Consider the following 12,014-nt stretch of genomic DNA (forward strand, 5'->3'; position numbering starts at 1 on the left):
TCTGGATGCCGTTAATTGTGTGTGTCGTTAAGTTTAGATGCAGTTAAATAGATAACATCGTAGGTTGCGGGCAAGCCTTGCGGATTGCGAAACACTTCGTAAGCATTTTTAAACGCAAGCAAACGTGCCCGCCCGGTTAAACCTTCTGGTTTACCCGCATTGATATTGTGCGCACCCAAGGCTTTAAGCTCACGGGTTAATTCACTCAATCGCTCATAATAAAGGCTGCGATTTTCCTGCTTTAATTGAGCCACAAATAAATTCGCCGCCTCGGTTGCCGCCGTTAAATCCTGCGCTGACTGGAAGCGATTCACGTGCACATAACTGTCCACTTTTTGCCATGCGGATTTTAATTCGTGCAAGGTGTTGGGGCCGAGCGTGGCTATATGCAATTGGCCGCCGGGTTTCAACACCCGCGCCAACTCACTCAGCAACTGTGGCAAATCATTACACCACTGAATGGCGAGGCTGGAGAAAATAAGGTCGACGCTATTGTCCGCCAGCGGCAACACCTCGGCATCTGCACACAGCCAATTGATTTTTGCATGCTGCGCCGCCGCGTAATGCAACATGCCTTGAGCTATATCTAAACCTATAACCTGCGCATCGCCATATTGCTGCGCCAATTGTCGAGTAAAAAATCCGGTGCCAGAACCCAGATCCAAAATCACTTTTTGTGCAGAGGTATGAGCGGGAAAATCAGATGGCAACTGCACCATTAACTCTGTGCCTATATCGCGCTGCAATTGCGCGACCGAATCGTAAGTAGCTGCAGCGCGACTAAAGGATTGCGCCACCTTTTTTTTATCCAGGTCTAGTGTTTTAACGATTTGCTCTTTTACAAAATGCGCGACCGCATCGACCACCACTTGCGGCTGACTCCAGTGCAAAGCATGGGCGCTATTTTTTACGATTTGAATCTGCTGCTGGGGATTCAGCTGCGCCATTAACTCCGCAGCGGCCACCGGCACTAACGCATCTTTTTCGGCCAACAAATGCAAACCTGGCTGAACGAGTTGTGCAAATAGCTCGCGGTTATCCAACACCGATAACAACTGCAAAGCTTGCAGCCAATTGTCGGTCACTGGGCCGGCATCGCTGCGGCGCAATTGTTTTAATAGGCTGCGCTCTTCGGCATCACCCTGTGCTAATAAGCCGCTGAATAATTTCAACGTCGCCTGCGGGTCTTGAGCAAAACCTTGGTTAAATTGACGATTGGTGGCGCGCGCCATGGCTGCAGGGTAATCCGGCGCCGTGACAAACTTTACGTTAGCCGCAAGCGTAATCAGGCCGCGAATGCGCTCGGGAAAACGCGCCGCCAATTGCACCGCAAGCATGCCGCCCAGCGACCAGCCCATAACCACGGCGTTTTCCGGTAGTTGCGCCGCGACCTTATCGAGCAATGCGTCGAGTGAAAATTCTGGCAGAGGTTCGCTTTCACCAAAACCGGGTAAATCAATGAGCGTCAACGCCGCTATTTTTTGCAGAGGTTCCAACAGCGGCTGCCAAGTGCGGCTATCGCAACCCCAGCCGTGAATTAACACCAGATTAATCATGCGCAACCTCGCCCATGATGTCAGCAAGTGCCAACAATAATTGGTCAACTTGTTCAATGGTGTGTTGTGCGGAAAAAGTAATACGCAAACGGGAGCTGCCAACCGGAACGGTGGGCGGGCGAATCGCAATAATTAAAATGCCGCGCTCGGCTAATTTTTGCGAAATCGATAAAGCGCGCGCTTCATCGCCAATCACTATCGGCTGGATCGGCGAAAAGGAATCCATTAATTGCAAATTGAGCGCCTGAACGCCAGCGCGAAAATGTGCGATAAGTGTATTGAGATGTTCACGGCGCCACTGCTCCGTTTGTATCAAACGCAAACTCGCCCGTGTTGCCGCCGCCACTGCAGGCGGCATGGCTGTGGTGTAAATATAAGGCCGAGCAAATTGGATAAGGGTTTCGATCAGGGTTTCACTGCCTGCGATAAAAGCACCGAAGCTACCGGCGGCTTTGCCAAGGGTGCCCATTAAAATCGGCAACTGCTCTTGGTTTAAACCAAAGTGTTCTGCGCAACCGGCGCCGGTTTTTCCCAAGCAACCAAAGCCGTGGGCGTCATCCACCATCAACCAGGCATTATTTTTTTGCGCAAGTGCGGCGAGTTCAGGCAAGGGCGCACAGTCGCCGTCCATGCTGAACACACCATCGACCACAATTAATTTTCTTGCGGCTTCGGTTTTTTCTAAACGGCTTTGCAGGCTAGCCAGATCATTGTGCAAAAAACGCTGGAAACGCGCGCCGCTTAATAAACCTGCATCGAGCAAACTGGCGTGATTTAATCGGTCTTCCAATACCGCATCGCCCTGCCCGACCAAGGCGGTAATCGCACCCATATTGGCCATATAACCGGTGGAAAATAACAGCGCGCGCCCGCGCCCGGTAAATGCCGCCAACTCTTCTTCCAGCGCGTGGTGCTCACTGGAATGCCCAGCGACTAGATGCGAAGCACCACTGCCGACACCAAATGTGGTTGCGGATTTTTGTAGCGCGGCAATGACATCGGGGTGATTGGCTAGGCCTAAATAATCATTGCTGCAAAAGGCGAGATAGTTTTTTCCATCCACAACCACTTCGGGCGTTTGCGGCGACTGCAATAATTTGCGCGTGCGATACAAATGCGCAGCGCGGCGTTCGGCAAGAGCGGGAGCGAGAGTTTGATCGAGATGAGAGGACATGAGTGCAGCACACGTAGGATGGGTGGAGCCGCAAGGCGATACCCATCAAATTCGAACGCAGATGTGGTGGATATCGCTTAGGCTCCACCCACCCTACGAATTCATAACAACATTTTTTTGCAGCTTTACTTCGCCGCGTTGTAGAAAAACTCATCCAACTTGGCTTCTTGCAGCTGATGGACGATTGCAGCTTCCTGTTCGCTTTCATCTTCATGCACTTCGTAAGCTTCGGGTTTGATGCCGAGCTTGCTGAACAATTGCATATCTTTGTTAGCTTCTGGGTTGGGCGTGGTCAGCAATTTTTCGCCGTAGAAAATCGAGTTGGCACCAGCGAGGAATGCCATCGCTTGGGTTTGCTCATTCATTTGCTCGCGGCCAGCCGATAAACGCACATGGGATTGCGGCATCAAAATACGGGCAACGGCGATAGTGCGGATAAAATCAAACGGATCGAGATCGGCTTCATTTTCTAATGGTGTGCCATCCACTTTAACCAGCATATTAATCGGCACAGACTCGGGGTGCTCGGGCATATTGGCCAACTGTTGCAGCAAACCGGCGCGATCATTTTCCTCTTCGCCCATACCAACGATACCGCCGCAGCAGACTTTCATACCCGCTTTGCGCACATTGTCGAGGGTTTGCAGGCGATCTTGATAGGTGCGGGTGGTGATAATTTCGCCGTAGTATTCGGGCGAGGTATCCAGATTGTGGTTGTAGTAATCCAAACCGGCATCAGCCAATTCTTGCGCTTGCGACTCGTCCAGCATACCCAGCGTCATACAGGTTTCCAGACCCAGCGCTTTTACGCCCTGCACCATGGTGGTCACGTAAGGCATGTCTTTGTTTTTCGGCGAGCGCCAGGCGGCACCCATGCAGAATCGAGTTGCGCCCGAGGCTTTGGCAGCTTTGGCTTCCTCGATGACTTTTTCTACCGCCATCAGCTTTTCGCGCTCAAGGCCGGTGTCGTAACGCGCCGATTGCGGGCAGTAGGCACAGTCTTCCGGGCAGGCGCCGGTTTTGATCGAGCAGAGTGTACTGACTTGCACTTCATTCGGGTTGAAATGGGCGCGATGCACACTTTGCGCCTGAAACATCAGGTCGCTAAATGGCAGGGCAAACAGGGCGGTAATTTCGGCGCGGGTCCAATCGTGTCTAACACTTGGAGCAAAGCTGGCATTCATAAAGGCATTCCGTGGTCATTCTGGACAAGAGTTTTTGGGCTATGCCGCATCTTAACCGAGCCAAAAAAGCTGTCAACCTAAAAGACAGAATGAGGTTTACTACTCGATTTTGACAAAACCGCTGGCAATATCGAAAATGCGCCCACAAGGATTATTGCCAACAGGGATTTTTATGCTGCATTTCATCGCTTCAGCTACCACCAAACTGGTCGATCAACTTCTACCCGCCCCTTGCCTGCTGTGCGGCTTGGCCAACCCCAACTACCGATTGCTCTGCCCCGAGTGCGATGCAGCCCTGCCGCGCCTCAGCCATGAACCGTATTTATGCAACTGCTGCGCACTGCCACTGAGCAGCAATGCCACCCTGTGCGGCAAGTGCCTGCGCAAACCACCCGCATTTAAGCAATCGAGCATTGCCTTTAGTTACATTCATCCGCTGGATCATCTCATCCATCAATTTAAGTACCGGCGCCAATTGAGCAGCGGCAAATTGCTTGCGCGACTCTTAGCCGATACCTGCCAGCACAGCGAGCGCCCTGATTTTTTATTGCCCGTGCCCAGCTACTGGCGCAAACGCTGGCAGCGAGGGTTTAACCAGAGTGAGCTGATGGCCTATTGGGTGGGTGAACAATTGGCGCTTCCGGTGGTATCGGCCTGCCAGCAAACCCATTATCACCATTCACAAAAAGGCCTAAGCCGCGCTGAGCGATTAAAAAATTTGCGCGAATCTTTCAGTATCAAGCCGGGTTATCGCCTAAAAATCGCCAATGCTCATATTGCGCTGATTGATGATGTGGTCACCACCACGGCCACAACACGCACACTGAGTGAACTTTTGCTCAAAGCGGGCGCCCAACGGGTGGATATTTGGGCGCTGGCGCGTACACCAGACCATTAAGGTTGGGTTTATTGAACCAGATCAACTACACACCCGTATTCGCTATAAGCGGCGCAACATTCGCGTATTGATAACAAATCTTGCTACCTCAAGCATGTAATAGCCGCTACTATTCTTTTTCGCTTAGCCCGTTACTTTTATCGTTAATAGCCACAAGGATTTACATGAGTTTTCCCTATCGAGCGCTGACCCGCGCCCTTGCTTTAGCCGTCAGCTTGAGCCTGCCCGCGCTGGCCGAAACCACCCCGCCATTGCCATCGTCCGCCGCCCAGCAACTTTATGCCTCGGCGCAACAAGACTTGTTGCAGCTGCGCGTATTGCTGAAAAACGGCAATAGCCAGTCGTCGGTAGGCTCGGGGTTTTTAATCGGCAACTCCAACTTGGTGGTGACTAATTTCCATGTGGTCTCGCAAATTGCGCTGGAACCGGAAACCTATTTTGGCGAATACAAAGACACCAGCGGCGCCAGCGGTGCGATTGAATTGCTCGCCGTGGATGTACTGCACGACTTGGCAATTGTGCGGATCGCACGCAATGGCAGCGGCTTTTTCAAAGTGCCCCATGCACCCGCTGGCACCGAACAACCCGCGCTGGTGAAATTAAATCAGGGGCAGCATTTATATTCTCTCGGCAATCCACTCGATTTGGGTTTTACCATCTCCGAGGGGACTTATAACGGGATCAGCGCACGCGGTTTTTCCGATCAATTGATGTTTACTGGCCCAGTCAACGCCGGCATGAGCGGCGGCCCCAATGTGACGGCCGATGGCCAGGTCGCGGGAGTTAATGTTGCGCACCGCCGCGATGGCGAATTAGTCAGTTTTTTAGTGCCGGTGCGCTATGTGCAAGCGTTACTGGCGCGAGTCACCAGCGAGATGAAAGCGCCGGCCGATTTCAAACCCGTCATTGGCGAACAATTGCTCGAACACCAAGCGGTGATGGTGGATAAATTATTGGAGAAGCCATTCAGCATTAAAGATTTGGGCCCCTACCGCGTTCCGGTGCGCGAATCCGATCAGGTGCGCTGCTGGGGCAATACCGATAGCTCGGCCAAAAAGGCTTATACCATCGCCAGAATTAATTGCTCGATGGAGTCGGCGATTTTTGTGTCAGGTGAATTGCAAACCGGTCACATCAGCATGCATCACAAATACGCACACAACAAAAAACTCAACGCTATGCAATTTGCCCAACTCGCCAGCAATATGTTTGACGATCAGGTGTACAGCACCGCAAAAAGTGAAACCATCACTCCCGCTGCCTGTACTGAAGACTTTATTAAACACAATAATATTTCACTGCGCGCGCTGGTCTGCGCCGAGGCTTATCACAAATTTAAAGAGCTGTACGATTTCACCTTGATCACCGCAAGCACCGACGACAGCTATAAAAGTTTACAAAGCATGATCAATATTCAGGGCGTTTCCTACAGCAACGGGATGAAGTTAATCAGCCAATTTTTGCAAGGCATTGATCGCTCAAGCAAAACTGACGATGAAATAAAACCACTGCCCGATGACATGATACAAAGCGATGATGTTGATACTGACGAATCCAACACTATGGAGGCCGCACAATGAGCCACTCCATTTTTGTTGAGCAGTTAACCCCCGATGGCGAAGTGCTGCATCGCAGCAAGGTGACACATCTACCTATCACCATTGGCCGCGCTTACGACAACGATATTATTCTCGATGATCCACACACGGCTGCACATCACGCCCAGATTGAGTTGAATCAACTCGATGAATTAATTATCGCCGACCTGGGCAGCCACAATGGCATCACACTGACCAATACCCATGAGAATTTTTTTGTAGTGGATGGCGATAAAGTCTATCGCCTCGGCCACACGCGCTTGCGTATTCGCACCGCCGATTACCAGGTCGCTGCTGAAGTGACTGATTTGACCAACCATCAGTGGGAGGGGTTATTGCCTGCCTTAACGGGTTTGGTCTTGCTGCTAGTTACCGGCTTGACCAGCACTTGGCTGGCGGACCTTAATCAAGGCACGCTGAGCAAATACCTGCTGGAATTGGTGAGCGTGTTTGGTTTTGCCATTGGCTGGAGCGGTGTGTGGGCGCTGTTTGGCAAACTCTTTACCGGCCATGCGCGTTTTGGCCGCCACTTGTTTATTGCCAGTGCCGGGCTTGCCTTTCTGGAGCTGTGGGAGCATGTCAGCGGCCTACTCGCCTATGCATTGAGCTGGGAATTTTTGACCCTCTTTAATTCACATCCACTCATTGTCATTTGCGCAACGGTGCTGTACTTCCACATGCGCACCGCTGGCAACAAACGCCCGGGGCGTTTGAAACTCATCTTGATTGCCTTGGTATTGCTGGGTTCCACCATCACCATGACCAAAAAATATCAGGCGAGCAATCATCTGTCCGATGAGCTTTATATGAGCCACATTTATCCCCCTGTCGTCCGCCTCAGCCGCGATCACAGCTTGGAAGAATTTATGGCGGATATGCAATCGCTCAAAAAACAGGTTGATGATGAGCGCAAAGAAAAACCAGAAAAAGAAAGGCCAGAGAAAGATGCCATCACCAACAATCAAACCGAGGAGCCAAGGTCAGAACAGGAAAGTTCCGCCGCGACACCATGATCTATAACAAGGATTCAGGTGCGGGCTTTTCCATCGCCCGCGCCGATTCGTTGGACACTATCCACCCGCGCGCCTAGAATGGCGCCCTTTTTCTAACCCACCCTATCTGCGCAGGTACTCCAATGGGCAACAAAACCACCCTCTATGCCACTCACCAAACCATGGGCGGCAAACTTGTGGACTTTGGCGGCTGGGATATGCCACTGCATTACGGCTCGCAAATCGAAGAACACCACAAGGTGCGGCAACACGCCGGCATGTTTGATGTATCACACATGACGGTGGTGGATGTGACCGGCGCAGACGCCAAAGCCTATCTGCAATATTTGCTGGCGAACGATGTCGCCAAGCTGGATACGCTCTACGGCAAGGCGCTGTACAGCGGCATGCTCAACCATGAAGGTGGTGTGATTGACGACTTGATCGTGTACAACCTGGGCGATTGGTATCGCGTTGTGGTCAATTGCAGCACCCGCGAAAAAGATCTCGCCTGGATGAACCAAGTCGCACAAAAATTCGCTGTCGCCATCGCCGAGCGCGCCGAATTGGCGATGATTGCAGTACAGGGCCCGCAAGCCATTCAAATCGCCTCATCACTGGTTAGTGCTGAGCAGGCAGCGGTAATTGCCAGCTTGAACGTATTCCAAGGTTTACCTGCAGGCGATTGGTTTATTGGTCGCACCGGTTATACCGGCGAAGATGGCTTGGAAATTATGCTACCCAATGAAGCCGCAGCAAGCTTCTGGCAAGCACTGGCGGATGCGGGTGTCGCACCTTGCGGCTTGGGCGCACGCGATACCTTGCGCCTGGAAGCAGGTATGAACCTCTACGGCCATGAAATGGATGAAACTGTATCGCCACTGGCCGCCAATATGGGCTGGACTATTGCTTGGCAACCAGCGGAGCGCGATTTTATCGGCCGCGCGGTTTTGGAATCTCAAAAGGCTGCCGCATCAACCCAAAAACTGGTGGGATTAGTCTTGCGCGAACGCGGTGTATTGCGCGCCGAACAAGTTGTCACAGTCGAGGGTAGCGATGAAAAAGGCGTTATCACCAGCGGGACATTTTCACCGAGCTTGGGCTATTCTATTGCTTTAGCACGCGTGCCGCGGAGTATTGGCAGCCACTGCCAAGTGGAAATGCGCGGCAAGCAAGTGACGGTTGAAGTGGTAGCACCCAATTTTGTACGCAACGGCAAAGCGGTTATCTAAAGTTACGTAAAACGTTAAATATTCTCACAGAACCATTGCTGGAATAATCACAGCAACATTTACACGAACAATTACAGGAAAAAAGCCATGAGCGATATTCGCAAAGAACTGAAATATTTGAGCAGCCACGAGTGGGCACGCGTTGAAGAAGACGGCACTGTCACCATCGGCATTACCGACCACGCACAAGATGCATTGGGTGATGTTGTGTATGTGGAAACTCCGGAAGTCGGCACCCGTGTTGCGTTGGGTGAAGAAGCGGGTGTAGTGGAATCAGTTAAAGCCGCGTCCGATATTTATTCACTGGTTTCTGGCGAAGTGGTTGAAGTTAACGAAGCGCTGCAAGACGCACCTGAAACCGTTAACAGCTCACCCTATGATGACGGCTGGTTCTTCCGTGTTAAACCCGATGATTTAGCAGAGCTCGACGAAGCACTGGATGCCAGCGAGTATCGTGAATTACTGGAAAGCGACGAATAATTTCTTATTTATTCGCCATCCATAAAAAACGCGGCCGATGCCGCGTTTTTTATTGCCAACGATTTAAGTTTATTTACATCGCTGATTTGATTTCGTTTTGAATAGTTTTTATATCACGCGGCCAAGGGCCTGCATCGCGCTGCGCGCTGGGCAAACGGGCAATCGCCTGCCGCGCCTGTGCCGAACTGGAGTAGCGGCCAGTAATCACCACAAACCAATCTCGCCCTTGGCGCTTGCTGCGAAAGACTAGCAAATCATTTTTATTGGGTTGCTCCGCAACAAAAGCCCGCGCAGCTTTTTCAGTGCTAACGCCCAATAACTGCACAGTAAATTCGCTTGGCTGCCAAGACAAAATAGTGCGCTCTTGTGCATTTGCACCAATCGCCGCAGTACTTGTCGATTTCACCACAGGCTTAGCAATTTCCGGCTCAGGTTTAACCTCTCGCACCTTAGGCTGCGCCACTGGCTCCGGCACAGTCACGACCGGTTTTGGCTGCGGCAATGGTTCTGGCATTGGCTCGGGCACAGATTGAACCTGCTTGGGTGCCGCGGTAGGCAACTGCGCCAACGGAACAATTTCCTCTTTAGGTAACTCATCGCTGCCAACATTCGCACCTTTTGTTGTTTGCGCTGCTGGCTGCACTTGCTGATTAGGCTGTAATGGTTGCGGCAGTGACTGCAACAGTGGCTGCACTGGGGTATCGGTAGAGCTCAATGCTGCCTGCTGATCGGTAGCTATTGACGACACAGGCTGGGCTGGCGCAGCTGGAATTGCCGCCGAATTCACCAAAGAAGAATTGGCGCTTGTCGGTTTTTTTTCCTCATCACCCATATAGAGAATTACAACACCAACCATTGCTATCAGCAGAGATAAAGCCACAATATGCAGCACTGGTAGCGGGCGCTTACTAGATGGAGATGCAGGCGTAACTGACTCCAGCAGACGCTCCTGCGCCAATTCATGCAGCACACTGAGCTGCCCATGGGTCTGCCGCCACCAAGGCTCAACCATCGACTCTGAAAAAATTTCCGGCCCGAGATAGTCGGCCATCTCCATACGGAAATTTAAATAATCAACAGTTTCCAATAATCCGAAGGATTGCAAATGTAGATCATTGATTAATAAGTTTTCCGGACTCAAACGCTCCAGGCGATGCATCAATTGCGGCTCGCCAACCAATGCAAGGTGCAGGCGATTTTGCTGTGGAAAATTATTGAGCAGTGAGGTAATCACAGATATGGATTGATCATCCAACAAATGTGCATTATCCAATACGACAACGGCTAAACCTTCATCATCTGATACAGCCTCCTCGGCAATAAAAGCCTCAAGGCTGGTCAGCAAATTTTCCGTTGATGGGATATCGCCAGCATTAATTTCAAACGACTGAACAATCGATAATAAAATTTGCTCAAGACTTTGCCCGGAGCGCAAACTTAAAAAACAAATTTGATCCTGATCAGAAAGCGAATCCATAAACGCATGGGCGATGCGTGTTTTGCCCACACCATACTCGCCCAAAACCGCAAGAACACTATTGCTGAATTGGCAGAGATGCAATAGCTGGTCGAGCAACTGCCGACGGCCTGCACCAGTAAACAGAGGGAATGAATAGTCATTCGCAAAAGGATCTTCAGACAAACCATAACGCTGGCGATAATCTGCCAATAATTGATCTTCAGAGTGCCCGTTATCCAGCTCATCAAACAAATAAGGTTGTTGTGAGTCGCCGTGATCGAGCAAGCGACTGTCCGGCTGGGCACGCAGCGGTGACTCTCTGGTCATGATCTATGTCTCTTGTAACCTGTTTGATTAATCTGCTTTACACGCATCAAATGTATCTTGCAGCATGCCAGCATCTATATCGCTGGTAATAATTGCTTTGCCCATAGCCTCCAACAACACCAAACGCAAACGACCATCCAATACTTTTTTATCCACGCCCATTAACCCCATGAATTGAGTTGGAGTCATATCAGACGGTGCTTTAACGGGCAGATTTGCACGCTGCAACAAATGGATCACGCGCGCCAACTCATCATTACTGATAGCACCGCGACGACAGGATAAGTCCGCTGCCATTACCATGCCTGCAGCAACCGCCTCGCCATGCAGCCAATTGCCATACCCCTGCGCCGTTTCAATTGCATGGCCAAAGGTGTGGCCTAAATTTAAAATCGCACGCAAGCCGCCTTCATGCTCATCTTGCGCCACTACATCCGCTTTATTTTCACAGGAACGTTTTACCGCATAAGCCAAGGCAGTCATGTCGCCTGCAAGCAAATCATCCATATTGTTTTCCAACCAGACAAAAAAGTCATAATCAGAAATCAAACCGTATTTCACTATCTCCGCAATACCGGCAGACAATTCACGCGCGGGTAAGGTCGTTAACAAGGAGGTATCGGCAAGCACACAACGCGGCTGATAAAAAGCACCGATCATATTTTTACCGAGCGGATGATTCACGCCGGTTTTTCCACCCACGGATGAATCAACCATGGATAACAAGGTTGTAGGAATCTGAATAAAATCCACGCCACGTTGATAGGTTGCAGCGGCAAAACCAGTCATATCGCCAACCACTCCACCACCCAGCGCAATTAACGTAGTTGTACGGTTGTGGCGCGAGCTAAGTAAGGTATCAAAGATACTGCTCCACACTTGCACCGTCTTATGGCTTTCACCATCGGGCAAAATCACAGTGTCTACTTGATAGTCACTAAGGGCCGCACAAAGCTTATCGAGATAGAGAGGAGCAACCGTCTCATTGGTAACCACGCAAACCTGACGCCCCCGAATATGCTGACACAGTAATTCCGGCTGCGACAACAATTGTTCGCCGATATAAATGGGATAGCTGCGATCCCCCAAGTTAACGGTTAAAACCTGCATAAAG

Annotated in this window: 10 protein-coding genes; 5 read left to right on the top strand and 5 right to left on the bottom strand. The window is 50.9% G+C overall.

Annotation, left to right across the window (positions count from 1 at the left end; genetic code table 11):
- Positions 1-11: 11 nt before the first annotated feature.
- From bioC to bioB, 3 genes are all read right to left on the bottom strand, one after another.
- The gene (gene bioC, locus AC2CG4_RS06365; protein WP_484485449.1) at positions 12-1,556 is read right to left on the bottom strand and encodes a malonyl-ACP O-methyltransferase BioC; all 1,545 of its coding nucleotides are present in this window, start codon (positions 1,554-1,556) and stop codon (positions 12-14) included.
- Positions 1,549-2,730: an 8-amino-7-oxononanoate synthase gene (gene bioF, locus AC2CG4_RS06370; RefSeq protein ID WP_484485450.1), complete on the bottom strand. Its 1,182-nt coding sequence runs from the start codon at positions 2,728-2,730 to the stop codon at positions 1,549-1,551. The genes bioC and bioF overlap by 8 nt, the downstream gene beginning before the upstream one ends.
- A gap of 125 nt (positions 2,731-2,855) precedes the next feature.
- The gene (gene bioB / locus AC2CG4_RS06375) at positions 2,856-3,914 is read right to left on the bottom strand and encodes a biotin synthase BioB (protein WP_484485451.1); all 1,059 of its coding nucleotides are present in this window, start codon (positions 3,912-3,914) and stop codon (positions 2,856-2,858) included.
- Positions 3,915-4,086: 172 nt separating this feature from the next.
- Here bioB and AC2CG4_RS06380 point away from each other — a divergent pair, with 172 nt between their 5' ends.
- The 5 genes from AC2CG4_RS06380 (at position 4,087) to gcvH (ending at position 9,114) form a co-directional block, all read left to right on the top strand.
- On the top strand, positions 4,087-4,812 hold the full coding sequence (locus tag AC2CG4_RS06380; RefSeq protein WP_484485452.1) for a double zinc ribbon domain-containing protein: 726 nt from the start codon (positions 4,087-4,089) through the stop codon (positions 4,810-4,812).
- Positions 4,813-4,976: 164 nt separating this feature from the next.
- Positions 4,977-6,392 carry a S1 family peptidase gene (locus tag AC2CG4_RS06385; protein ID WP_484485453.1) on the top strand — a complete coding sequence of 472 codons (1,416 nt, stop codon included), beginning with the start codon at positions 4,977-4,979 and terminating at the stop codon, positions 6,390-6,392.
- Positions 6,389-7,423, top strand: coding sequence for an FHA domain-containing protein (locus AC2CG4_RS06390; protein WP_484485454.1), 1,035 nt, complete (start codon positions 6,389-6,391; stop codon positions 7,421-7,423). The genes AC2CG4_RS06385 and AC2CG4_RS06390 overlap by 4 nt, the downstream gene beginning before the upstream one ends.
- Positions 7,424-7,545: 122 nt before the next feature.
- Complete coding sequence (gene gcvT, locus AC2CG4_RS06395; RefSeq protein ID WP_484485455.1) at positions 7,546-8,634, top strand: glycine cleavage system aminomethyltransferase GcvT; 1,089 nt, start codon at positions 7,546-7,548, stop codon at positions 8,632-8,634.
- An 87-nt stretch (positions 8,635-8,721) separates the two neighbouring features.
- Positions 8,722-9,114, top strand: coding sequence for a glycine cleavage system protein GcvH (gene gcvH, locus AC2CG4_RS06400; protein WP_484485456.1), 393 nt, complete (start codon positions 8,722-8,724; stop codon positions 9,112-9,114).
- 73 nt (positions 9,115-9,187) lie between these two features.
- On the opposite strand, the gene AC2CG4_RS06405 is transcribed toward gcvH, so the two are convergent.
- Positions 9,188-10,900 (bottom strand): AAA family ATPase, encoded by a 1,713-nt coding sequence (locus tag AC2CG4_RS06405; protein ID WP_484485457.1) that lies wholly within the window; start codon positions 10,898-10,900, stop codon positions 9,188-9,190.
- Between the two features lie 27 nt (positions 10,901-10,927).
- A complete protein-coding gene (gene aroB / locus AC2CG4_RS06410; protein WP_484485458.1) occupies positions 10,928-12,010 on the bottom strand; it encodes a 3-dehydroquinate synthase in 1,083 nt (360 codons plus the stop codon).
- Between the last annotated feature and the right edge of the window lie 4 nt (positions 12,011-12,014).

Source organism: Cellvibrio sp. ATLC23 (assembly GCF_057196725.1).

What these genes read in the sequence shown, in the direction of transcription:
- bioC (WP_484485449.1), bottom strand. Translation starts at nt 1,556, where the DNA reads ATGATTAATCTGGTGTTAATTCACGGCTGGGGTTGCGATAGCCGCACT.
- bioF (WP_484485450.1), bottom strand. Translation starts at nt 2,730, where the DNA reads ATGTCCTCTCATCTCGATCAAACTCTCGCTCCCGCTCTTGCCGAACGC.
- bioB (WP_484485451.1), bottom strand. Translation starts at nt 3,914, where the DNA reads ATGAATGCCAGCTTTGCTCCAAGTGTTAGACACGATTGGACCCGCGCC.
- AC2CG4_RS06380 (WP_484485452.1), top strand. Translation starts at nt 4,087, where the DNA reads ATGCTGCATTTCATCGCTTCAGCTACCACCAAACTGGTCGATCAACTT.
- AC2CG4_RS06385 (WP_484485453.1), top strand. Translation starts at nt 4,977, where the DNA reads ATGAGTTTTCCCTATCGAGCGCTGACCCGCGCCCTTGCTTTAGCCGTC.
- AC2CG4_RS06390 (WP_484485454.1), top strand. Translation starts at nt 6,389, where the DNA reads ATGAGCCACTCCATTTTTGTTGAGCAGTTAACCCCCGATGGCGAAGTG.
- gcvT (WP_484485455.1), top strand. Translation starts at nt 7,546, where the DNA reads ATGGGCAACAAAACCACCCTCTATGCCACTCACCAAACCATGGGCGGC.
- gcvH (WP_484485456.1), top strand. Translation starts at nt 8,722, where the DNA reads ATGAGCGATATTCGCAAAGAACTGAAATATTTGAGCAGCCACGAGTGG.
- AC2CG4_RS06405 (WP_484485457.1), bottom strand. Translation starts at nt 10,900, where the DNA reads ATGACCAGAGAGTCACCGCTGCGTGCCCAGCCGGACAGTCGCTTGCTC.
- aroB (WP_484485458.1), bottom strand. Translation starts at nt 12,010, where the DNA reads ATGCAGGTTTTAACCGTTAACTTGGGGGATCGCAGCTATCCCATTTAT.